The following is a 25377-nucleotide window of genomic DNA, read 5'->3' on the forward strand; positions in this document are numbered from 1 at the left end:
CCAAATGCAAGCACCCAATAACGGACAATCTATAGGGGATTACCGATTCGACGCCGCCCTTGCCGAGTCTAACCTGTGCCAAACATGGAAAGCCTTCCAGCTCTCCGTGCAACGGTATGTTGGCGTAGACTACCTCAAGCCAGAGCTGCTAGCGGACGCTAACGCCCGACCGTATTTTATCGCCATCGTGCGAGCTCAAGCCAAGGTCGACCACCCACTCGTATCGTCTATCATCGAAGTCGTAGAGCACGATGACCATCACTTCTACGCCTACGAATGGCTCACTGATGAGACACTGCAAGATTTCATAGACCGCTCAGAGCCGCTCACTCCCAAACAAGTTATTCACATCGTTAGGCAGATTGCTAGCGTCGCCATGTATCTGAAAAAACATCAGATTGCCAGCGAGCCACTACAGCCGTGGCACATCCACTTGGACAGCCGCTGCCACTGCCGCCTGCGCAACCTCGCCACCGTAGGTGAAGTTGAGCCAGAGCAAACCACCGCCGATAAACAATCTCTCGCGAAAGCACTGATTTCTCTGCTAGGTGAAAACCAGCCAGGATCTACGCGCACAGCATCACTGCTGGGATTCATGATAGATCGCGTCGACAATCCACTCAGCTGGCAAAAAATCGACGACCTCGCCAGAGAAGTTGAATCCTACCTGAGCAAAAGCCAAAGCCATGAGATGCGCCACCACCAGACAAACGCGCTGGCTAAATGGGCACCCATCGCCGGTCTAGCAGCAATCCTAGCTGGCGGCACCATCTGGGCTATCAGCAACCGCCCAGATGAGCAAAAACCATCCAAGGCCCGTGAGTTTACCACCATGATTCACGTCCCAACTGGTGCCTATCCGCTGCGCGATGGCGGCAAAATGCGCCTGCAAGAATTTTGGGTATCAGCTCACGAAGTCACCATTTCTGAATACGCCAAGTTTCTAGCAACCATTGATATGCTAGAAGAAGGTATGAATAACCCATACGCTCACGACGACCAGCCAGCTGAAAAAACCAGCCATCTACCAGACCACTGGGACGAGATGTATGCAGCCGCTAAGTCAGGTGGCGAATGGGACGGCAGAATAATGAGCCTCAACTCACCAGTGACCTACGTCGATTGGTGGGACGCCTACGCCTACGCGGACTGGGCTCGCCAACGTCTTCCATCACAAGAAGAATGGATGACAGCAGCCTCGCTCAAAGCCTTTGATCCCAATACTTTAGCCGCCTCTGACTGGGGCGAAGTTGACCACTCATCTACTGATAAAACTCCAGCTGGACTATACGGCCTAGCTGGAAATGTCAGAGAGTGGACAAGAAAAAGCGCCATCAACCCTAGCAACCCACTCGCCAGCAAACAATTCCTCAGCTGCGGTGGATCATTCCTCAAACCACAACGCGGTGCTCTAACGCGCACCTGGCACACTGATAGAAATACTCGCCAAGCCGATCTCGGATTCCGTACGGTAGCTGATACACCACCAACAAAATAAACCATTTCCCATGACTAAATCCAAATCCATCCTCGCGCTAATCACCCTGCTGGTGAGCATGCTAAGCCTACACGCTCAGGTCGAAGTTAGACTTATCATGAATAAACCTCAGTACGTCATTCATGAGCCTATCACTGCCACCTTGCAGCTCAGTAACCGCACCGGCAGAGACATTACCCTGCAGAGCACACCAGACCAAAGCTGGCTCACATTTAATGTCACAAGCCATTCGCGCCGCGATCTCATTGCCGGCCGCAAAGTCATGTTCCAAGCGGTAAACATCCCAGCGGGAAAAACCGTCAAGCGTAACGTAAATATCAGCCAGAGCTACCTGATCCAACAATACGGCAACTATCATGCCACCGCTATGGTAAGAGCTCAGGGCATTGGCGTTGAATCATACATCTCCAACAGAGTGCCGTTCACCGTCACCAATGCTCCGCAAATTTTCTCACAAGTAGTGGGCATCCCAGGCCAGAGGAACTCATCTATCGAGTACCAAGTTTTGCGCTTTAATACTGGTCGCCAAGCTAACAAAGATAGCCACGAGGAATTATACATCAGCATTAAAGACGTCAAGACAGGTCAAAACCGCGTCACCTATTCACTCGGCGGCGCTCAGCTATTCCGCAACCCAGACATCAAGCTGGATGGTGACAACAACCTTCACCTGCTCTATCTAATCAGCCCATCTACCTACAAACACCTAACAATCAACACCAACGGACAGATCATCGATCAATCATTCACCAAACGCGGTGCCGTTGGCGACCCATACCTCGAGACCTTAGAAGGTGGGGCAGTTCTCACCCGAGGTGGTGTAGCCTATGATCCAAAGGCTGAGGCAGAAAAACGCAATGCCATTAAAAAAGCTTCTGATCGCCCAGACATTATTTACAATAACTAAGTCGACTGCTAACAACCACCCGCTCACCTGACTTTACCATGATTCCTCAACCTCTGCGCCGGCTAGCTGCCATTGCCATTGCAGCACTCACCCTAAGCCTAACTCACAGCGCCTCGGCGTTTAGTACGGTAGTTATCGACCCAGGCCACGGCGGCCACGATTTGGGCGGCCACTCAGGTAAAGTCTACGAAAAGCACCTCGCGTTAGACACCGCACTACGCCTCGAACATTACCTGAAATCACGCGGAATTCGCACGGTAATGACTCGCCGCAGCGATACCTTTATCTCTCTACCAGGTCGAGTTTCTAAAGCGAACCGCTACAGCAACTCCATCTTTGTTAGCATCCACTACAACTACACCTGGAAGCGCGACCCACACGGCATCGAGACTCATTATTATTCTAGCCGCAGCAAACGACTGGCGACCTACGTTCAGGCTGGCATGATGAACAAGATCAATACCATCAACCGCGGCGTCAAACATTCACGCTTCTACGTCATCCGCAATACCCGCAGCCCAGCAGTACTGGTTGAGTGCGGCTTTGTCACCCACAGCCGTGAGCGCAAGCGCATGAAAAAAGGCTGGTTCAGACATTCTGTTGCTGAAGGCATTGGCGAAGGAATCATCCGCTACAAAAAATCCCTCTAGCTGGCTCCCGCTGGCAAACAAACCCACAAACAAGACCCTAATACAATGATAGACGACAAATTAGCCGCCGCGATCAACTCCCAGATCAATCAAGAATTCTCAGCAGCCTGGTCATACTTGGCCATGTCTTTATGGTTAGACGAACAAAACCTCGATGGTTTTTCCAGCTGGATGCGTCTACAACACCAAGAAGAGCAAGCTCACGGAACAAAACTCCTCAACTACTTGCTAGACCGAGGTGGCATCATCAAACTAGATGCAATTCCTCAGCCAACTAACGAATTCGCCTCACCGCTAGATGTTTTTGAAAAATCACTGCTGATGGAGCGCGACAATACAAACTCTATCAACGAGCTCTACGAGCTGGCAACCCAGCTCAATGATCACGCTACTAAGAGCCACCTGCAGTGGTTCCTCGACGAACAAGTCGAAGAAGAGAAAAGCTTCGAAGACGTCATCGCCTTGCTGAAAAAAGTTGGCGACGACATCACTGGCCTGCTCTACCTTGACGATAAAATGGCTGCCCGTTCAGCTGAAGATCACGACGACGATTCTGCTTAATCGGCACCTATCGTAACTCTGGCTTTTCCAGCCAACTATCTGCTCACCCAAGATGAATTCTCCACACTCAAGCTGTGGCCAAGCAAAGAACAAACCTTTGCTCCACCGCTTCAATAAATCATGGATCCGTGCTGGCGCCATGATCCTGCTAACACTTTCCGTTAGCTCGTGTGGTCGAGGAGACCTAACGACCTTAAATTTAATGCCGGCGCCAGCGGCATTCACCGAAACAGGTCTGCAGATAAAAGAATCAACGAAGGAGAAAATCTTGCATGAAAACTCTATCTTATACGCAACAGATAGAGAGCCAGCTGATAAAAACAGCAAACAAAGTTACTACAAAAATTCACGCGGTAATGTTCTTCGCCTAGGGGAAGCTGAGGTCGGCTTACAGGATACTTTGCTCACACTGAATGACCTCTATGATGTTTCATTGCTCAAAGATCGCAGTGAAAAATATCCTATCGGCGTGGATTCAGTCGACGAGTTTGGTGTGCTCAAGGAATCGGTCACTCCCCTGCACACAAGACCAAAATCATTTGATGTTGATGCAGACATAGCTGGTAGAACTTTCGCTAACAAAGTTAATAACAAGCTCCACCGTTCCGACCACAAGGACATCTATTTATACGTCCACGGTTACAAAGTGACCTTTGAGAACCCAATTCTCATCGCCGCTGAACTCTGGCATTTCACTGGCTATGAAGGTGTTTTTGTCGCCTACTCGTGGCCCGCAACGCCCAAGGCGCTCGCCTATATTGGTGACTCAGAAACGGCTTCGTATTCAGCACATAACTTCCGTATATTCCTTAACTATCTAGCAAGTTCAACTGATGCGCGACGCATCCACATCATCAGCTACAGCGCAGGTACGCGCATGGTGGTAGATGCGCTAGGCGATATGGCCCTGCAAACTCAACACCTATCAGCTAGCCAAAGAAAAAGTCAGCTAAAGTTAGGCAATGTTGTTTTGATGGCCAGCGATGTTGATAGAGGCATTTTTGCGGGTAAAATTGCTGATGGTGCGGACCAAATTGTTGACCATCTAATCGTCTATCAAAATAGCCGAGATAAAGCGCTTAGCATCCCAGAAATGCTCAACGGCAGACGTCGCCTAGGCCAGGCGCTGCCAGATGACAACATCTCTGACGAAGTTCACCGCTACATCCGAAACAGTAAATCTCTACAGTTCGTTGATGTTAGCAAAGCTGCGTTTTCTACCAAAGCCAATGGCCACGGCTATCTTCGCGCCTCACCATGGGTGAGCAGTGACATCCTCATCGCCACGTCAACTAACATGAGCCCAGCTGAACGAGGACTCGTGCGCTCTGATGACGATACAACTTGGTCATTTCCTAGCGACTACATCAGCCGCCTCAAAGGTGCCCTGCTAAAAATCAATCCTGATCTGGAGGACACGTCTGAGTAATTAGATATGGTTTCTTCTATCGGCTAATATGCCGACGATGAAAAAGGCGATGAGAACGATGGCACATAAGTTTAAATCATTCATTCCCTTGAGGTAAGCAGCTAGTATCCCCGCGCATTTGATAGCCAGCCAGCCGTACCCAAAGGCACAGACCAAAACAAAAACTAATACACGCAGCACAAACATCCAGCTGGAGATCATGCCTTTTACAAATTTTGTTAGCTCCTTACCATAGATAACTAACAATGACGCAATCCACGCGAAGGTCACCTCACGAAGGTGATCTCTAATCCAAAAAGCAGCGTCGTTTAACAAGGACTGTAAATCCATAAGCTGGACGCTAGCTAGAATGCCCAGCGCTGTCGAGTCAGCATCTCGCGGCTGGCGGAGACAGCTCAACAGCCGCCAACCTGCGCAAGCGTTTGACCGCAAGGAATTACTCCGTGAAGTCTTCATTTTGGACCTTAATCGCCCCTAACTGGACTATTAATGGCCAAAATCCATCCGTTGGCTTGCATAAGTTGCTACAGATGTGTATGCAAATCGCGCGTTAATCATTAACAACGCGTAATACATCATGCTCAAGTGGATTCTCCAAAAAATCGTCGGCAGTAAGAACCAGCGCGAAGTGAAGCGCCTTGCCCCTGTCGTCGCCAAAATTAACGAACTCGAAGAGGCTTATCAGAAAGAATCTGAGGAGGCACTTCAAGCCAGAGTTCAAGGCTGGCAAAAGCACCTACATCGCTATCTTCCACTCGGTGCCCCCACTGTTCGTCAGCTTGAGCAAATGGATAGCGAGCAGCTCGAGGCCGTCGCCGAACTCATGAACGAGCGCCTTGACTCATTGCGCTCAGAATATTCATCACTGCCAAAATGTGATGCTTCGGTAGAATCTATCGAAGCTGGTAAAAAAGCATTTACCGAGATCGAAGACGATTTTCCACGCGCACGCGCCAAGTACCTCGACGAAATTCTACCAGAAGCCTACGCGGCGGTGAAAAATGGAGCACGCCGTTTGTGTGGTTCAGAGATCAATGTCACCGACACAACCATGACGTGGGAAATGGTTCACTTCGACGTCCAGCTGATCGGCGGTATTGCACTGCACCGCGGCATGATTGCAGAAATGCAGACCGGTGAGGGTAAAACTCTGGTCGCTACTCTACCCGTTTTCCTTAACGCACTAACTGGTCTCGGCGTTCACGTCGTCACCGTTAACGATTACCTCGCACGCCGTGACTCCGACTGGATGGGAGCTGTGTTCCGCTACCTCGGTCTCTCAGTTGGTTGTATTCAGGGGCAGATGCCACCGCACCTGCGCCGCGAGCAGTACGAATGCGATATCACTTACGGAACCAATGCCGAGTTTGGCTTTGATTACCTTCGTGATAACGGCATGGCTTCTTCAAAAGAAGAACAAGTGCAGCGCAGCCACTACTTTGCGATTATTGATGAGGTGGACTCCATCCTCATTGATGAAGCGCGTACACCGCTCATCATTTCAGGTCCATCTACCGTTTCTAACTCCGACCAATACCCGCTCTACAAACCACTCGTCGAGCAGCTGGTCAAAAAACAAAACGTGCTCTGCAACGAGCTCGCTGGAGAAGCGAAAAAAGCGCTCAAAGCTGAAGACTTTGAAACCGCTGGACGCGCACTTTTCAAAATCAAGCTGGGCAACCCACGCAACCGTCAGCTGATGCGCTTCATGGAAGAGCCTGACGCTCGCCGCCTGATCGAAAAGACCGAGCTTTCCATGTACCAAGATTCGCAGAAACGCGACCTCTTTGCCATCAAGGAAGAGCTCTACTACACCATCGATGAAAAAGCACACGATGCTGATCTCATGGAAATGGGCCGCAACCTGCTAGACCCAGAAGATCCAGAGGCATTTGTTCTCCCAGACCTTGGCACCGCCTACGCTGAGCTCGACGCCGACGAAGGCCTCAGCAAAGAAGAACGACTCGCTAACAAGCAGAGCTTGCAAGAGCGCCTCGACAATCAAGGTACCAAGATTCACGCCATTTCTCAGCTCCTCAAGGCCTACTGCCTGTATGAGAAAGATGTGGAATACGTTATCAGCGAAAACAAAGTGGTTATCGTTGACGAAAACACAGGTCGTGAAATGCCAGGTCGCCGTTGGTCAGATGGCCTCCACCAAGCAGTTGAAGCCAAAGAAGGAGTAGAAGTTGAACGCGAAACTCAAACCTACGCCACCATTACCATTCAGAACTACTTCCGCCTCTATCAGAAGCTAGCCGGCATGACGGGTACTGCGGAAACTGAAGCGGCTGAATTCCACGACATCTACAGACTCGACGTTCTACCAATTCCGACTAACCGTCCGAACCAGCGCATCGACGAAAACGATCAGGTCTTCAAAACTCGCCGTGAGAAATACAATGCGGTGGTGCAGAAAATTCAAGAAGCCCACGACAAAGGCCAGCCAGTACTCGCTGGTACAGCCTCTGTTGAATCTTCCGAAACTCTATCACGCATGCTGCAGCGCGCTAAGATTCCTCACAAGGTTCTCAACGCCAAACAACACATGCAGGAGGCTGAGATCGTTAGAAACGCTGGTCAAAAAGGAGCGGTTACCGTTTCTACTAACATGGCTGGTCGTGGTACCGATATTAAACTCGGTGAAGGTGTACCTGAAGCTGGCGGACTCTTCGTTCTCGCCACTGAGCGTCACCCATCACGTCGTATCGACCGCCAGCTACGCGGCCGTTGTTCTCGTCAGGGTGACCCAGGTCGCAGCCAGTTCTACATCTCATTTGAGGATGATCTGATGCGCAACTTCGCAGCCGCTGACCGCATGACTGCCATGATGGATCGATTTGGCATGGAAGACGGCGAAGCGCTCGAGCACAAGTGGCTCAACAAATCTGTAGAGACAGCTCAGAAGCGCGTAGAACAACGTGACTACATGATGCGTAAGCGCGTGCTCGACTACGATGACGTGATGAACCAACAACGTGAAGTCGTCTACGGCTACCGCAACGAAGTTCTCGAGTCAGAAAATCCACGCGACCTAATTAACGAAGTCATCGACAAAGCGATCAGCGCACGAGTCTATCACTTCATGGAAGAGCGTGACGAAGGATCTCCAGATCTGGCTGAAATGCTCAACTGGGTGAACTCAACATTCCCACTCCAGCTAGATATCGATAGCTGTGGATTTGCTGACCGCGATAGCGAAGGCAATGCCAAGTTCATCATCGAGGAAGTCACCAAAGCCTACGAGCTGAAAAACGAAGGTGCAGATGCAGGCATGCTCGACTATAGCGAGCGCCAGATCATCATGACTGCCATCGACAAACTCTGGCAGGAACACCTCTACAACATGGATGCGCTGCGCGAAGGTGTTCACCTGCGTGCTCAGGGGCAAAAAGATCCACTCGTCGAATACAAAAATGAGGCCTACGTCTTGTTCGAAGACCTCATGAACAATATCGACAATGAGACGCTCAGCAACCTGTTCCGCTCTAGCGCTAACATGTCTCACTTCGAGCAAATGCTGGCAAATATGCCTCAGGAAATGAACAACCCTGAAGACATTATCAACGAGATCAACATGGCCCTCACCGGTAGCTCAGGCAACATCAACCCTGCTGCCGGCAGTAGCTCAGAGAAACCAATTAAAATCTCATTGCCTAAAAGCAAGCAGAAGAAAGCCATCAGCCTGCCAAAAAAGCAGCGCGCTCCTGAAGCCGAAGGCGATAAGGAATAATCTATACTAACTAGATCGCCTATTCATTTACAAAAAGCTGCCCAAGCGGGCAGCTTTTTTTTTGTGCCCTGAGCTAGCAAAAAAGGCAGCCACCCCGCAGCCCCTAGGTGGTACTATATTCTATTTTTTTGATAGTATCCTCACCTGCGCATAATTTTTTCTTATTTGACGCGTATTGATATGTCATCCCCCCCCCTGTAAACACGGCAAAAGATAATTCATGACGACTCAACTAACAAATTGGAAACAAACCTGCGCCTTAGCGGCCACAGCCATCCTGGCTGGAACATCCGCTAATGCTGGCTCCGCTCCCGACTGGGAAAACGAGCTGATGATTGGTAAAAACAAAGAAGATGCCCACGCCTTCTTCTACTCATACCCTAGCTATGAGTTAGCTAGTCAGCCGTGGAAAATCGACGGTCAACATGGACCATGGACTCAAAGCCTCGATGGCAAATGGAAATTCCACTGGGTCAATCATCCAGATAAGCGTCCCGTTGATTTCTACAAAACAAGCTATGACGTTAGCAAATGGGACACCATCGACGTACCATCTAACGTAGAGCTGAAAGGTTACGGTACACCTCTCTATGTGAACACCACCTACCCATTCAAGCCAAACCCACCATTCGTCATGGAGCCGCATTCAGCAGATGCGCTCACCGCACGCGAACCAAACCCGGTGAGTTCATACCGCCGTGATTTCACCATTCCATCTGATTGGAAAGACAAAGAAGTCGCCGTTAATTTCTATGGCGCAGCTTCAGCATTCTACATCTGGGTGAATGGCGAAAAAGTTGGTTATTCACAAGGAGGCCGCACAACAGCTGAGTTCAAACTGAATCCTTACCTCAAAGATGGGAACAACACCATCGCCGTAGAACTCTATCGCCACAGTGACGGTTCCTACCTCGAGTGTCAGGATTTCTGGCGCCTGTCCGGTATCTTCAGAAGCGTTGAGCTCATTGCTAAACCAAAACTTCACATCCGCGACTTCTCAGTAGTCACTACCTTTGACTCTAACTGGAAAGATGCAGACCTATCCGTCGACGTTGAACTGCGTAACGACAACTCAGAAAAAGCATCTAGCCAGCTGAAGTTTAGTCTGGTTGATAGTGAAGGCAAAGAACTTCACCAGTGGACATCTGATACGGTCACGGTAAACAGCGGCGAAAGCGCTAACATCGAGTGGAAGCAAAAAGTTAGCGAGCCGAAGAAGTGGTTTGCTGAAACTCCTGAGCTCTACACACTCTACATGCAGCAGCTGGTAGACGGCAAAGTTACCGAAGCCGTTCCTTACCGCATTGGCTTCAGAGAAGCTAAAATGAACGACAAAGGGCTCTTCACTATCAATGGTGAAACTATCCTTGTGAAAGGTGTTAACCGCCATGAGCACGACCCTGAAATCGGCCACGTTGTCACCATGGAAATGATGCTCAAAGACATCATGCTCATGAAGCGTCACAACATCAACGCTGTACGTACTGCTCACTACGCCAACGATCCACGTTGGTACCAACTCTGTGACGAGTACGGTCTCTACGTCTGCAACGAGGCTAACAATGAAAGCCACGGCATGAAGTACGGCGCCAAATCACTCGCCAAACATGAAAGCTGGATGAATGCACACGTTGACCGTGTCGAGCGTATGGTTCTGCGCGACAGAAACCACGCGTCTATCATCCAATGGTCACCTGGTAACGAAGGTGGCAACGGTATCAACTACCGTGCTGCAGTAGCTAAAATCCGTGAGTTAGATAAATCCAACAGACTCGTCGCTTACGAACGCGCAGGCTTTGACGACTACGTTGATTTCTGGGCTCCAATGTATGCACCACCTGAACGCCTAGCCGCTTATGCAACAGGCAAAGCCGTAGACGCAGCTAGCAGCAAGTATGGACCTGAGTTCAAGATCCCAGCAGCCGATCCAAAAACTCGCCGCCCAGCAATTCTCTGTGAATACGCTCACTCAATGGGCAACAGTGTGGGTGGCCTCGACGAGTACTGGGCGACCATCCGAGCGCACGAGCTCCTTCAAGGTGGTTACATCTGGGACTGGGTAGACCAAGCTCTGTACAAAAAGGATGAAAAAACTGGCAATATCATTCAGGCCTACGGTGGTGATTTCAATGACTCACCAAACGACAAAGCCTTCTGTATTAACGGCATCATCACAGCTGACCGTAGACCTAACCCACAGCTCTTCGAAGTTCAGAAGTGTTACCAGTCCATTTGGGCAAAACCAACAGCCACGGCTGGCAGCTACGAATTCATCAACGAATTCAACAATCTTGACATCAACGAGTTAGACACCTTCACCATCGTTCTTAAGGACGGCGAGGAAGTACATCGTCAACAAGTTCCAGCACTCAAAGCTAACAAAGAAGGCAAATACATCTACACACCTGACCTCAGCGCTATCAAGCTAGAGAAAGGCCACGAGTACGTGCTCCGTTTTGACAGCCTGCTAGCTGAAGATACCAGCTGGGAGAAAAAAGGATACCGCATCGCTTCTAATGAAACTGTCCTTCAGCCATACAGCCAGGGTGTTCAGCCAGTAGCAAAAGCAGGTTCTATCAAAGTAGATGACAGCAAAACCAGCGTAGTCGTTACAGCTGGCCCAGCTCAGATCACTGTTGATAAAAAGACTGGTTTCATCAGCTCATACAAAGTGAAGCAACAGGAACTTCTCAAAGCTCCATTGAAGCCTAACTTCCACCGTGCCAATACCCTCAATGGTCACAAAAAAGGACGTGCGCATTCTACAGCCATTCTGAAAATGAATGAAAATCCAAAACTTGCCTCACTCAGTGTCGCAACACAAACCGATCAAAGTGTTAAAATTGATCTGCAACTGGATTACCCACTCCCTACCCCAGATAAGAAAGGCCCAGCTAGCTTCAGCAACAAACTAAGCTATGAAGTCCTCGCTGACGGTCAACTTATCATCAAACAAGAGACAACAATTCCGTCTAAAGGCCTGCCAAAAACTGGCTTCGGTACTGTCTTCTGTTATGGCGTGAAAGCTGGTTTTGCACCAGAGCTCAGCCAGGTGAACTACTACGGCAGAGGACCACACGAAAACTATGCGGATAGAAACCTCGGCGCTGACCTCGGAATCTACAGCTCCACTGTAGACGCACTGCCACACAACTATGTGGTACCGGAAGAAAGCGGCAACCGCACAGATCTTCGTTGGCTTGAAATTACTTCCGCTGACGCAAAAGTTGGTCTGCGTGCTACCAGCTCAACACCGTTCCAGTTCATGGCGACACCATTCAACATGGCTGACCTCATCGACGTAGCCCACGAAGCTAACCTCGTTCCAGCTGGCGTAAATACTGTCTGTTTTGACGCCTACCGCGGTGGTGTTGGTAACCGCTGGGGTGGTTCTAGCAAAGTGAAAGTTCCAGTTGGTGAACCTGTTCAGCAGGAGATCGTATTCACTCCTATCAGCAAGTAATACACGCTGAATCAATTCAACCTTCATGCCCGTGGGCCGATCGACCTCTAATGGTCATCAGCTCGCGGGCATTTTTCGTTAGTCACAATGCAACATTTTTACTCAGCCCGTAGTAGCTGAAGCTAAAATGCCCCGTCGTAGCAGCTAGCGTCCCTTCATCACCATCAACATGTCGTAGATGGCTAATAAGATCACCAGCAAGGTGTAAAAAACGCAGCCAAACCACCAAATCACAAAGAGCCAGACATGCTTGCCGAGGAAACCAGCTAGCGGCCACGCGCCCAAAACTACGATGATCAATAGAAATATGAGCAGCTGAAACAAGATCTTACGTCGCAACTCGCGCGTATGAAGAATCGTCTTTGATAGGCCCATACATACCTGAACCCAGCTTGCTCTCTTTTTTGCCATCACCCACACGCTAAGCCAGATCGAACGCCGCTCCAAGCGCGAATTTAGCCCGCTCACAAACACCTTTGCGCCAGCCAGATGTAGGCAAAGAAGAAATAATCCGCGGCCTAACGACGTATTCATTTCACAGACAACCGCCAGCACACGCAGCGAGCTATTTCACCCCGCACGCCAATGACACTTATTTTCCGCCAGGCCATCACCAAACTCAATGCACTCGCCTGCCTAACTACCGGCGCGCTTTGCCTGAGCACAGGCGCCCAGCCTGAGGAAAAACCAAACATCATATTTTTCCTCATTGATGACATGGGGCTGATGGATACCAGCGTGCCTTTCATCACCGACGAAGCTGGCCAGCCAAAAATCTATCCACTCAACCAATACTACCACACACCAGCTATGGAAATGCTGGCGTCGCGCGGTCATCGATTTGAAACCTTCTACGCTAACAGCGTGTGCTCACCGTCACGAATTTCTATCATGACTGGGCAGAGCTCCGCTAGACACAGAAGCACCCAGTGGATCAATCAAGATGAAAGAAATGCGGGGCCAGACGGCTGGCGCTGGGATGGCATTGCAGCCGACCAAGTCACGCTGCCAAAAGTTCTCCGCCAAAATGGCTACCGCACCATTCACATTGGCAAAGGCCATTATGGTCCGCTCAACAGCCCGGCGGCGGACCCCAAATTTATTGGCTTTGATATCAACATTGGCGGCTGCTCTATCGGCAGCCCAGCCAGCTACTCTGGAAAAGATAACTATAGAAGCGGCATCTATCATGTTCCACATTTAGAAGCCTATCATGGCACTGATACTCATCTCACCGACGCTCTAACCATAGAAGCCTGTAAGCAGATTGATAAGTCTATAGCCGACGGCAAACCATTCTTCCTGCAGCTCGCCCACTACGCGCTGCACGCGCCATTCCAGCCAGATCCACGCTTCGCAGATAAATACAGCGACGAAGCTGACCCACTCATGCCCGCCTACGCCAGTCTGGTAGAGGGCATGGACAAATCGCTAGGCGACCTCATCAGCCACCTCGAAGACAAGGGTCTCGGTGAAAATACGATTCTCTTTTTCCTCGGCGATAACGGATCTGACGCGCCTTATCACGGGCGCAAAAGTAATGTTAGTCAGAAAATCGGCAGCTCTGCGCCGCTACGTGGTAAAAAAGGCACCCATTACGATGGCGGCATGCGCGTGCCATTCATTGCCAGCTGGGTCACACCTACAGCCAGCTCTGCCTTGCAGAAAAAATGGCCGTTAGCGCAAAATCAAATCACTAGCAAAGAGCATGGATTTGCCTCTATCGAAGATCTATTCCCAACAACGCTAGAGCTTGCTGGCTGCGACGCGCCTGCTGGTCATCCATTAGACGGCTCCAGCATGCTCGGTGTGCTGGCAACAGCAAACAGCGCTAGCATGCGCAATGAGTTTCTCATGCATTTCCCTCACGCTCACCGCAGTTCCTACTTTACGGTATTTCGCCAAGGGCCATGGAAAATCATCTATCATTACAACAAACCAGCTGATCAAGCTTACGAACTATTCAACTTGCTAGATGACCCAACAGAAGCTCACAACTTAGCCCGTAGCCAGCCAGAAAGACTCAAACACATGGCTGCATCTATGCAGCTAGCGCTGAACCAAGCTGGTGCTCAATACATGAAAGATAAGCCCATTTTACCTTAGGCCAAATCAACTGATAGATAGCCATCCCATTACCTTTCGGCCAAGTTATATTAATAGCCCGCTACAAAATCACACCATACGTGCCAATGTCATTCTCACTACGCCCAAAATTTCGCCACCTCTCCAGCTGCCTATTGCTAGCGTTCTCAGCATCCAGCCAGCTCACCACCGCCGCCGAGAGCGAGCAAGCAACACAACCTAACGTCATCATTTTTCTCATCGATGACATGGGGCTGATGGATACCAGCGTGCCTTTCATAACAGACAAACAAGGCCAGCCAGAGGTTCAGAAACTCAACGAGTACTACCATACGCCAGCCATGGAAATGTTGGCATCCCGTGGCCATCGTTTTGAAACATTCTACGCTAACAGCGTGTGCTCACCATCAAGGATTTCTATCATGACTGGGCAAAGTTCTGCTCGCCATCACAGCAGCCAGTGGATCAATCCACGCAAACGCAATGAAGGGCCAGCTGACTGGCAATGGGATGGCATCACCGCAGAAAAAATTACCCTGCCAAAAGTGCTCAAACCAGCTGGCTACAATACCTATCACGTGGGTAAAGCCCACTTTGGTAATCAAAAAAGTCCAGCTAGTGACCCAACATTCATCGGCTTCGACGTCAATATTGGCGGCAACTCGATCGGGCGACCAGATAGCTATTACGGCGAAAAAAACTACGGCAAAGGGCTCTATCAGGTCCCAAATCTCGAAGCATACCACGGCACCAACACCCACCTATCAGACGCGCTAACAATTGAAGCGTGTAAGCTCATCGACTCCTCAGTAGATGAGAAGAAACCATTTTTCCTCCATTTCGCTCACTATGCGCTGCACGCACCATTTCAGCCAGATCCACGCTACGTAGACAAATACGCTAATGACTTAGGATCAGAAATGCCAGCTTACGCAAGCCTAGTGGAAGGTATGGACAAGTCGCTGGGCGATCTAATCACCCACCTCGAAAAAATTGGCCAAGCGGAAAACACACTTATCTTTTTCCTAGGAGACAATGGCTCAGACGCCCCTGTGGATGGCAGAAAAGGTGACGTGGTTTACGACATCGGCAGCTCTGCACCGCTGCGTGGTAGAAAAGGAACTTATTACGAGGGCGGCATGCGCGTGCCATTCATCGCCGCTTGGGCAAAACCAAATCTAGAGCATCCAATACAGAAAAACTGGCCGATTGCACAAAATGCGATCACTCACAAATCAGCTGGATTTGCCAGCATTGAGGACCTATTTCCAACTATCACCACACTAGCGGGAGCAAGTTCACCAGCAGATCACAAACTCGACGGCAATAATATCCTGCCAGCTCTAGCTGAAGCTAACACAGCTAGCCCGCGCACCAGCTTCCTCATGCATTTCCCGCATGAGCACCGTAGCTCCGAGTTTACCGTGTACCGCAAAGGAGCATGGAAGCTTGTCTATCACTACAACAAACCTGCTGCTGAAGCCTATGAACTCTTCAACTTGCTAGAAGACACCAGCGAAGATAACAACCTCGCTAACAGCCAGCCAGAAAAACTCAAGTCCATGGCCGTCGGCATGCTGAATGCGCTGGATGACGCCGACGCTCAGTTTACTAAGGACAAGCCAAAACTACCTTAGCCTCAGCGCTACACAAAATAGGTATCGTCGTGTTGATAAGGCGGCGCACAGCAACAGAGGAAGGAGAGGTCCTCTTGCGCGGAAATCTGGTGCCATTCTCCAGCTGGAATAAGAATGGCATCACCCGCCCCTACCAATTTCTCTTCGCCATTGATTTCCATTTTCCCCGCGCCGCTGACAATGAAATAAAATTCTTCACTCAGCTTGTGGTAATGGCGGTCCGTAGCGCAGCCAGCTGGCAGAAAAGCTTCTGCTAGACTTTGTTTTTGCACTGGCGCATTGGTTTTATCCAAAATGCTTCTGATGGTTGATCCGTCTTTGGTGGTAAACGGATCTTGGTCAGCTAGATTATTCACGGTCATAGGCATGGCCAAACCATCACCCAAGTCTAGCCAGCTAGCAAGCGCACCCTTTGGAAGAGTGAATTTTGAAGAGAGAAGAGTGAGTTCCAGTACGATGAAACCCTGCCTTTGGAAGAGTGAATTTTGAAGAGAGAAGAGTGAATTCCAGTACGATGAAACCAAGCTAGCCCAGCCAGCTCCGCAGTTCTGCCGCAGGCTTTGGGAGTGCGGAGATCCTTCTCCGCTTTTTTGTGCTCGCCGGAATACGACGATATCTAGCTCCCTTGCAGGGCGCGTTCAATACTCTCATTTATCCCAGGGCTGAAGCCCTGGGCTTTGTTCTGTAGCGCCTTCAGCGCCATGGGCTGGCCGGAGATTTTTGAAAAAAGTAATGCACCCTGCGGAAGAGTGAATTTTGAAGAGTGAAGAGTGAGTTCCAGTACGATGGGTACGGGTCAGGACATCAGTTCAGCAGTTCCGCAGTTCTGCCGCAGGCTTTGGGAGTGCGGAGATCCTTCTCCGCTTTTTTGTGCTAGCTGAACGGCGGGAAGAGTGAATTTTGAAGAGTGAAGAGTGAATTCCAGTACGATGGGTACGGGTCAGGACATCAGTTCAGCAGTTCAGCAGTTCAGCAGTTCAGCAGTTCAGCAGTTCAGCAGTTCAGCAGTTCAGCAGTTCAGCAGTTCTGCAGTTCTGCCGCAGGCTTTGGGAGTGCGGAGATCCTTCTCCGCTTTTTTGTGCTCGCTGGAATACGACGATATCTAGCTCCCTTTCAGGGCGCGTTCACGACTCTCATTTATCCCAGGGCTGAAGCCCTGGGCTTTGTTCTGTAGCGCCTTCAGCGCCATGGGCTGGCCGGAGATTTTTGAAAAAAAGTAACGCACCCTGCGGAAGAGTGAATTTTGAAGAGTGAAGAGTGAGTTCCAGTACGATGGGTACGGGTCAGGACATCAGTTCAGCAGTTCCGCAGTTCTGCCGCAGGCTTTGGGAGTGCGGAGATCCTTCTCCGCTTTTTTGTGCTCGCCGGAATGCGACGATATCTAGCTCCCTTTCAGGGCGCGATCACGACTCTCATTTATCCCAGGGCTGAAGCCCTGGGCTTTGTTCTGTAGCGCCTTCAGCGCCATGGGCTGGCCGGAGATTTTTGAAAAAAAGTAACGCACCCTGCGGAAGAGTGAATTTTGAAGAGAGAAGAGTGAGTTCCAATACGATGAAACTTTAAACTATGTCCTGAACCCGTAACCTTTTTCGCGGTGCGTCATCTATCAGAAAGTCACTGAAAACTGAAAACTGAAAACTAGCGCAGCCACTGTTCCCTGATCACTGCTCACTACAGACTTAAAAAAACAAAAAACCGCCTCGCTGCGTGAGCAACGAGGCGGTTGATTGCTTATGAATTACTCTGAGAGAGTATTTCGAAATTACTGAGCGTTAACGCGGTCGAGGAGCTCTTGGCGCTTCTCGAGGATCACTTTAGGAAGCTTGTCGCCAACTTTAGTGAGGAACTCGTCTTGAGTGTTGAGCTCAGTGAGCCACTCGTCTTTCTTAAGTTCCATAGCTGCGTTGAAGTCAGCTTCAGTGAAGTCAAGACCAGCAGTGTTGAAGTCTTCAAACTTAGGCACGTTACCTACGAATGTTTCTACACCGTCAACTTGACCTTCAGCACGCTTGAGGATCCACTCGAGAACGCGTGTGTTCTCGCCGAAGCCAGGCCAGAGGAACTTGCCGTCGTCAGACTTACGGAACCAGTTTACGTTGAAGATAGCTGGAAGGTTCTTAACTTTAGCACCAACGTCGAGCCAGTTTTGCAGGTAGTCACCTACGTGGTAGCCGATGAATGGAAGCATTGCCATTGGGTCACGGCGAACGTTACCAGCTTTTACGTCGAGAGCAGCAGCTGTTACTTCTGAGCCCATTACAGAACCGATGAATACACCGTCTTCCCAAGACTTAGCTTGGTATACGAGTGGCATTGTTGATGGACGACGTCCACCGAATACGATTGCTGAGATAGGTACACCGTCTGGGTTTGTCCAGTCAGCGTCGATTGAAGGACACTGGCTTGCACGTGCTGTGAAGCGTGAGTTAGGGTGTGAAGAGAGACGTCCACAATCTGGAGTCCAGTCTTCGCCCTTCCAGTCGATGAGGTGCTCAGGAGCTTCGTCAGTCATACCTTCCCACCATACGTCGCCGTCGTCAGTGAGGGCTACGTTAGTGAAGATTGAGTTCTCGAGCATTGACTCCATCGCATTTGGGTTAGAGTCGTAAGAAGTACCTGGAGCAACACCGAACCAACCGCTTTCTGGGTTGATTGCGTGGAGTGAACCGTCTTCGTGTGGCCACAGCCAAGCGATGTCATCACCGATTGTTGTAACTTTCCAACCTTCTTCTTGAAGCTCTTTTGGTGGAACGAGCATGGCGAGGTTTGTTTTACCACATGCACTTGGGAAGGCAGCAGCAACGTACTTCTTCTCACCTGCAGGGCTTTCAACGCCGAGTACGAGCATGTGCTCAGCCATCCAACCGTTCTTACGACCGATTGAAGAAGCGATACGAAGAGCAAGGCACTTCTTACCGAGGAGAGCGTTACCACCGTAACCAGAACCGAATGAGATGATCTCTTGAGTTTCTGGGAAGTGAGTGATGTACTTGTCGTCGTTACAAGGCCAGCTGCTGTCTTCTTGACCTTCTTCGAGAGGAGCACCAACAGTGTGGAGGCAGCGTACGAAGTCACCGTGTCCGTCACGGTTGAAGTTTACTTTGCCGTCTTGCTCTTCTTCGAGACGCTTAAGAACGTGAGCGCCTGTGTCGCACATGATGTGCATGTTAACAACCACGTATGGGCTGTCTGTGATTTCGATACCGATCTTGGCGAATGGGCTGTCAAGAGGTCCCATGCAGAATGGGATAACGTACATTGTACGGCCTTTCATGCAGCCTTCAAATTTTGGCATGAGGAGAGCTTTCATCTCCTTAGGATCCATCCAGTGGTTAGTTGGACCTGCGTCTGCTTCGTTTTCTGAGCAGATGAATGTGCGGTCTTCAACGCGAGCAACATCAGATGGTGCTGAGCGTGCCAGGAAGCTGTTTGGGCGCTTCTCAGGATTAAGTTTTGTGAAAATACCAGCGTCTACGAGGAGCTGTGTAAGTTCGTCCCACTCTGCTGTTGAACCGTCAGCCCAGCGAACGTCGCTTGGTTGACACAGAGTTTTCATTTCTTCGACCCACTTTGCTAATGATTTATGTGTAGTGCTCATGGCGGTGAAACTATAAACCCCATTTTTGCTATTGTGCAATTAATCTAGCCGTATTCAGAAGATTTGCACATGTTTTAGCACCCCCAGATCTATCAGAAATAAGGGGTGGTAAAATATGCGTCATTCGGGGCAATCCTCACACAGTTAGACAAACTAACACCGACACTACAAACGCCTCAGAGCCAGCTAACAAAGGGGCTGATAGCCGATACTAGCCCCCCAACAAAATTATTCCCCTCTGAGGAATGGCGCAGTTCGTGATTGTTTGGATTTGGAAACTTTTTGCGGAGTTCCTTGGGCGACTACCTTGCCACCTAACGCGCCCGCTTCAGGCCCCATATCGATCATGTAATCAGCCGCCTGCATGATGGACACATTGTGCTCGATAACGACCACCGTGTGGCCCTCGTCGACGAGCCGCTGGAGCACATCGATGAGGCGTAGCACATCTTGCACGTGCAGGCCGATGCTAGGCTCCTCGATGAGGTATAAGTTCCCTTTGCCAACTAGCGCTTGTTTCGTGAGCTTGACGCGTCCTTTCGCCAGCTGGCTGACGAGCTTGATGCGCTGGGCTTCCCCGCCGCTGAGTGTTGGGCTTGGCTGACCGAGCTTGAGGTAGCCGAGGCCAGTATCACAGAGCAGCTGGAGCACGCGGTGGAGTTTGTTGTGTTTTTGGAAAAACTCCGCGGCTTCGGCAATGCTCATCTGCAAGACCTCGCCGATGGAGCGCCCTTGGTAGCGGACTTCCAGCGTGGCGCTATTGTAGCGCATTTGATCGCAGACCTCGCAGGGAATCCAAGTGGTAGGTAGGAAATCCATCTCCAGCTTGACACGACCATTGCCTTTACATTCTGGGCACTGGCCGTCGCCATTGTTGAATGAGAAGCGGCCAGCGGCAAATCCACGCACGCGGGCATCTGGCAGCTGGGCGTAGAGTGCGCGGATGTCGTCGAGGATTTTCACATAAGTAGCTGGGCACGACCGTGAGGTTTTGCCAATTGGCGACTGGTCGACTTCAAAGCTGGTTTTGATATGCTCAAAGCCCTCGAGCTTGCTCCAATACTTCTCGCCAGTGTATTTTTGCGCGCCCTTAGCATTGAGCAAGCTGGCTGGACGCAGCACACCACGCATGAATGATGATTTACCACATCCTGACACACCACTGATCACCGTAAGGCGGCCAAGCGGGATGCGCAGGTCAATATCTTGCAAGTTATTATAATGCGCACCAAAAACTTTCAGCCACGCGTCTTTGGTTTTCACCGTCGGAATCGAGCGCTTGGTAAATTTGCCAGCAGCTTCTTCCACCAGCCCTGGCACATCGTGAGTCTTCACCAGCTGGCCACCATTGATGCCGGCACCGGGGCCGAGCTCGATGACATGGCTGGCGCGGGCAATCGTCTCCTCATCGTGCTCCACCACCAACAAGGAATTCCCCTTAGCGCGCAGTGATTCCAGCGTATCGAGCAACTTGACATTATCGCGTGGGTGCAGGCCAATCGTTGGCTCATCCAGCACGTAGAGCACGCCGCGCAGGTTCGATCCCAGCTGGGCAGCTAGACGAATCCGCTGCGCTTCTCCGCCAGACAGCGTGACCGCTGAACGCCCCAGCTGTAGGTACCCTAGACCGACTTGATCGAGGAAATGCAGTCGCTGGGTGATTTCTGGTAAAATATCGCGCGCAATCAACTTCTCGCGCTGGCCAAATTTCCACTGCGAGACCAGCTCGCCAGCATCCACCACTGTGAGCTTAGACAGCTCTGGCAGGCTAACACCGTGCACCATCACCCAGCGGGCGTCTTCACGCAGGCGTGCGCCCTCACAGGCTGGACAAGTCACCAGCTCGTCGGAGTCGGCCTTGTCCATGCGTTTTTCTTCATCCACTTCGGCATCCAGCACCGAGTCAAATTTAGCCACGTCCAGTTTGTTATTTTTCTGCGACGCTGGGATTTCCCCGTAGCCACGACAGCTCGGGCACCAGCCACGCGGTGAGTTGTAGGAAAAATGCGCTGGGTCGAGTGGCTCAAACGACCGGCCCGTGGCCTCACTGAGCATCGCCGTAGAATGGCTACTCATGGCATCGCGGCCCAGCTGGATGGGTGCCAGCTGGCCAGCATCTATCACCGCGCTGCGGCAGCTGCCTTTGCCTAGCTCAAGCGCGCGGTCAACCGCTTCGCCTAGCTCGGTGACCGACATCTGGCTGGTACGCGCCACCACCACATCGATGTCGTGCGCTTTGTAGCGCGCTAGCGGCTGGAAATCCTCGGTGCGGATCAGCTCGCCATCGACCAGCATTTCCTCGTAGCCGAGCTTGGCGCAGCGTTCGGCGTATTCAGTGTGAAATCCTTTCCGGCCACGCAGCAGCGGAGCGGTGAGCACCAGCTCGCCTTGCTTCATCAGCTGGCGCAGAGTATCGCGGATAGCCGATGCCGTCTGGCTGACTACTGGCTGGCCGCTTTCTGGGCAATGTTGCACGCCGAGCTTGGAGTACATCAGGCGCAGGAAGTGGTAAATCTCAGTCACTGTGGCGACGGTAGATTTCCTCCCGCCTTGGGAAATTCTCTGTTCAATAGCGACGGTTGGCGGCAGGCCAGTGATTCTGTCGACATCTGGTTTTTCCATCTGGGTGGCAAACTGGCGTGCGTATGGCGACATCGAGTCGAGGAATCGGCGCTGGCCTTCGGCAAATACCAAATCAAAGGCGAGCGTCGACTTGCCAGAGCCACTCAGGCCGGTGACCACCACCAGCTCGTCGTGAGGAATGGTGACGTCGATATTTTTCAGGTTGTGCTCGCGCGCTCCGTGAATCTCAATGGCGCCCATTTTTCCAGCTGCGGCATTTTTGCGCGCTCGCTTGGCTTTGAATTGCTCGCGCTTATCAGCCAGCATTTCCGCCAGCCACTTGCCAGTTTCCGTCTCGCCAGCGGCTACCTCTTCAGGGGTGCCTGTGGCGACCACACGACCACCATCAGCGCCAGCACCTGGGCCGATGTCGATGATGTAGTCGGCGGATTTGATCACATCCATCTGGTGCTCGATGACCAAGAGCGAGTGACCGGCATCAACCAGCTTCTGCAGCACTTCCAGCAGACGCTGCACATCTTCAAAATGCAGACCCGTAGTCGGCTCGTCCAAGATGAACAAGGTGGACTCAGATTTTTGCGACTGCGCTAGCTGGACAGCCAGCTTGAGTCGCTGAGATTCACCGCCAGAGAGCGTATTCAGCGCTTGCCCCAGACGTAGGTAACCGAGACCAACGTCCGCCATGGTGGCTAGACCTTCACAAATTTTGCGATACTGCGTCACCATCTTGCGCGCGCAGCCAGCTGGTGGTTTAGCAAAAATCGTCAATGCCTCAGCTACCGTGAGCTCCAGCACCTCGGCAATGTCGTAGCGGATTTGCGCCTCACCGAGCGGCACACGGAAATCCATCGCCGCCTTGCTGTAGCGGCGACCAGCGCACTCTGGGCAGGTCACGTACAAGTCGCTGAGAAATTGCATCTCAATTTTTTCAAATCCATTGCCCATGCACCGCTGGCAGCGCCCATCGCCGGAGTTGAATGAGAAAAACCCAGGCGTCACCCCTTGGGCCACGGCATCTACCGAGTCGGCAAAAATCTGTCGAATCGGCGCAAAAACGCCCATGAACACAGCTGGCGTGGACCGTGGTGTTTTTGATAAAGCCGACTGGTCAATCAGTTCGATTCCCTTGAGGCTTTCCCAGCCTTTGAGGTCGCGCACAAACCCTTGCCGCTCGGACACTGGCTGGTTGAGTTTATCCGCCACCGCCTGGTGCAGCAGCTCGTGAACGAGTGTCGATTTGCCCGAACCAGAAACCCCAGTGATACAGCAAAATACTCCCAGCGGAAAATCAACATCCACGCCGACAAAATGATGGCAGCTGGCGCCCAGCAAGGACATCATGCCAGCTGGCTGACGGCGCGATTCAGGCGTGGCAATTTGTTTTTTGCCGCTAAGAAAATCCATCGTCAGCGATTTGACATTTTTCTTCAACGGACCGGCGTAGCAGATCTCGCCACCGCCCTCACCCGCGGCTGGCCCCATGTCAATGAGGTGGTCGGCGGATTTCATGATTGCCTCTTCGTGCTCGACGACAACGATAGTATTGCCTTTGTCGCGCAGCCCTTGGATCACGTCAATGAGCGCGGCGATGTCGCGTGGGTGCAGCCCCACACTCGGCTCGTCCAACACAAATAAGGTATTCGATAGCGACGCGCCCAGACAGGTGGTCAAATTCACCCGCTCAATTTCGCCACCAGAAAGCGTGCGCGACGGGCGGTCGAGCGTCAGGTAGCTCAAGCCAGTCTGCACTAGGTAGTGGAGCCGCGAGGTGAACTCGTCGAGCGCATGTTTGAGTGAGCGATCAGCCAGCTGGCTGGGAGAAATCTCTAGCTCGGCGAGCCAGCTTTGCAGCTGCTTGATCGGCATCGCCCACAGCTCGGGGAGTGATTTTCCAGCTACCGAATAAACCAATGCTTCTGGCTGCAGACGCCCACCGTCACACACACCGCAGGTGGTGTAGGATTTGTACTGCGAGAGGAAAATGCGCACGTGCATTTTGTAGGTTTTGGTTTCCAGCCAGTCGAAGAACCCTTTGACGCCATACCAGCCGCCGCGACGTTTGGTTTTGCGTTTGGCTTTGCCATCTTCGTCGCCATACATCAGCCAGTTTTTGTCGTCTTGGCTGAGTTCGGCATAAGGTGTTTTGGTATCGACGCCAGCTGATTTGCACGCGGCGATGAGGTCGCGCTGGCACTCAGCGCCACGCGCGGTTTGAAATGGTTTCACACAACCTTTGGCGATCGACAAGCTCGGGTCGGGCACTGATTTTTCTAAATCGATGCCAATCACACGGCCAAACCCACGGCAAGTAGGACACGCGCCCAGCGGGTGGTTGAAGGAAAATAAACCCGGGCTCGGTGGACGTAGTTTTTCGCCCGTTCTGGCATTCAGCCATTGGTTGGAAAATGTGCGCAATAGCTCGTCGCCAGCTACCAGAGCGCATTCACCTTTGCCCAGCTTGAACGCGGCTTCCAGCGCCTCGCGCAATCGTGCTCGGCTGCGCGCGCCCACTTTGACGCGGTCTTGCACCACGTAGACATTTTCAGGCAGCTCTAGTCCGTCAGCTGGCGGCTCATCGCAGCGCAGTACTTGGCCATTGATCCACACACGCAGGTACGCCTGCTGCTCGAGGAAGGTGAAAAATTCCGCTGGCTGGGTGCCAGCTGGAACAGGCACAGCAAAAACCACCATGAGGTTTTCAGCTGGCTGATTTTCCTCTGCCCAGCTGACGATTTCATCCACCGTGTCCGGTTTGATTTCCTCGCCAGTCTCAGGGTCGAATGCGCGCGCCATGCGGGCAAATACGATCTTCAGGTAATCATTAACCTCAGTGAGCGTGCCCACGGTCGAGCGCGTCGTGCGGATGTTGTTTTTCTGCTCAACAGCAATCGCTGGCGGAATGCCATCCACGCTGCCAACGCGTGGTTTATCCATGCGGTCAAAAAACTGCCGCACGTAAGGAGAAAAGGTCTCAACATAACGCCGCTGGCCCTCGGCGTAGAGAGTGTGAAATGCCAGTGATGATTTACCCGAGCCAGATGGTCCCGTGACCACGGTGATCTCGCCAAGCGGGATGTCGCAGTCAATCCCCTTGAGGTTATGCTGCTCGGCATTGCGAATGCGGATCACCTCACCATCAGCGGATGATTTTCCAGCTGGCTGGGATGACTTGCTCTTGGATCGGGACTGGGATGACTGGGATGATGCTGACACGCAGCGAAGCTAGCGCGTGT

General features: G+C 51.6%; 14 protein-coding genes. 9 read left to right on the top strand and 5 right to left on the bottom strand.

Going from position 1 to position 25377, the window contains the following annotated elements; genetic code table 11:
- Positions 1–4 precede the first annotated feature (4 nt).
- The 5 genes from JIN82_RS03775 to JIN82_RS03795 are packed head-to-tail and all read left to right on the top strand — an operon-like array spanning position 5 to position 5045.
- On the top strand, positions 5–1498 hold the full coding sequence (locus tag JIN82_RS03775) for an SUMF1/EgtB/PvdO family nonheme iron enzyme (protein ID WP_200310310.1): 1494 nt from the start codon (positions 5–7) through the stop codon (positions 1496–1498).
- Positions 1499–1508: 10 nt separating this feature from the next.
- On the top strand, positions 1509–2405 hold the full coding sequence (locus JIN82_RS03780; protein ID WP_200310311.1) for a hypothetical protein: 897 nt from the start codon (positions 1509–1511) through the stop codon (positions 2403–2405).
- A 38-nt stretch (positions 2406–2443) separates the two neighbouring features.
- Positions 2444–3055: an N-acetylmuramoyl-L-alanine amidase family protein gene (locus JIN82_RS03785; RefSeq protein WP_200310312.1), complete on the top strand. Its 612-nt coding sequence runs from the start codon at positions 2444–2446 to the stop codon at positions 3053–3055.
- Positions 3056–3100: 45 nt separating this feature from the next.
- Positions 3101–3616, top strand: a complete 516-nt coding sequence (locus JIN82_RS03790) for a ferritin (RefSeq protein ID WP_200310313.1) — start codon at positions 3101–3103, stop codon at positions 3614–3616.
- A 52-nt stretch (positions 3617–3668) separates the two neighbouring features.
- Positions 3669–5045, top strand: a complete 1377-nt coding sequence (locus tag JIN82_RS03795) for an alpha/beta hydrolase (RefSeq protein WP_200310314.1) — start codon at positions 3669–3671, stop codon at positions 5043–5045.
- On the opposite strand, the gene JIN82_RS03800 is transcribed toward JIN82_RS03795, so the two are convergent.
- Entirely contained in the window at positions 5046–5375 is a 330-nt protein-coding gene (locus JIN82_RS03800) for a DUF3392 family protein (protein WP_200310315.1), read from the bottom strand.
- 247 nt (positions 5376–5622) lie between these two features.
- On the opposite strand from JIN82_RS03800, the gene secA reads away from it, so the two are divergent.
- Positions 5623–8778 carry a preprotein translocase subunit SecA gene (secA, locus tag JIN82_RS03805; RefSeq protein ID WP_200310316.1) on the top strand — a complete coding sequence of 1052 codons (3156 nt, stop codon included), beginning with the start codon at positions 5623–5625 and terminating at the stop codon, positions 8776–8778.
- 220 nt (positions 8779–8998) lie between these two features.
- A complete protein-coding gene (locus JIN82_RS03810) occupies positions 8999–12241 on the top strand; it encodes a glycoside hydrolase family 2 TIM barrel-domain containing protein (RefSeq protein ID WP_200310317.1) in 3243 nt (1080 codons plus the stop codon).
- 144 nt (positions 12242–12385) lie between these two features.
- On the opposite strand, the gene JIN82_RS03815 is transcribed toward JIN82_RS03810, so the two are convergent.
- A complete protein-coding gene (locus JIN82_RS03815; protein ID WP_200310318.1) occupies positions 12386–12652 on the bottom strand; it encodes a hypothetical protein in 267 nt (88 codons plus the stop codon).
- 174 nt (positions 12653–12826) lie between these two features.
- On the opposite strand from JIN82_RS03815, the gene JIN82_RS03820 reads away from it, so the two are divergent.
- A complete protein-coding gene (locus tag JIN82_RS03820; RefSeq protein WP_200310319.1) occupies positions 12827–14347 on the top strand; it encodes a sulfatase in 1521 nt (506 codons plus the stop codon).
- 86 nt (positions 14348–14433) lie between these two features.
- Positions 14434–15963, top strand: coding sequence for a sulfatase-like hydrolase/transferase (locus tag JIN82_RS03825; protein ID WP_200310320.1), 1530 nt, complete (start codon positions 14434–14436; stop codon positions 15961–15963).
- Positions 15964–15971: 8 nt separating this feature from the next.
- Here JIN82_RS03825 and JIN82_RS03830 read toward each other — a convergent pair whose 3' ends face one another.
- The 3 genes from JIN82_RS03830 to uvrA form a co-directional block, all read right to left on the bottom strand.
- Entirely contained in the window at positions 15972–16331 is a 360-nt protein-coding gene (locus JIN82_RS03830) for a cupin domain-containing protein (RefSeq protein WP_200310321.1), read from the bottom strand.
- Between the two features lie 1394 nt (positions 16332–17725).
- Complete coding sequence (locus JIN82_RS03835; protein WP_200310322.1) at positions 17726–19561, bottom strand: phosphoenolpyruvate carboxykinase (GTP); 1836 nt, start codon at positions 19559–19561, stop codon at positions 17726–17728.
- Between the two features lie 228 nt (positions 19562–19789).
- Complete coding sequence (uvrA, locus tag JIN82_RS17545; RefSeq protein WP_325099465.1) at positions 19790–25357, bottom strand: excinuclease ABC subunit UvrA; 5568 nt, start codon at positions 25355–25357, stop codon at positions 19790–19792.
- Between the last annotated feature and the right edge of the window lie 20 nt (positions 25358–25377).

The sequence above is a fragment of the Persicirhabdus sediminis genome (assembly GCF_016595495.1).
In the GTDB taxonomy this organism is placed as follows: Bacteria; Verrucomicrobiota; Verrucomicrobiia; order Verrucomicrobiales; family Akkermansiaceae; genus Persicirhabdus; species Persicirhabdus sediminis.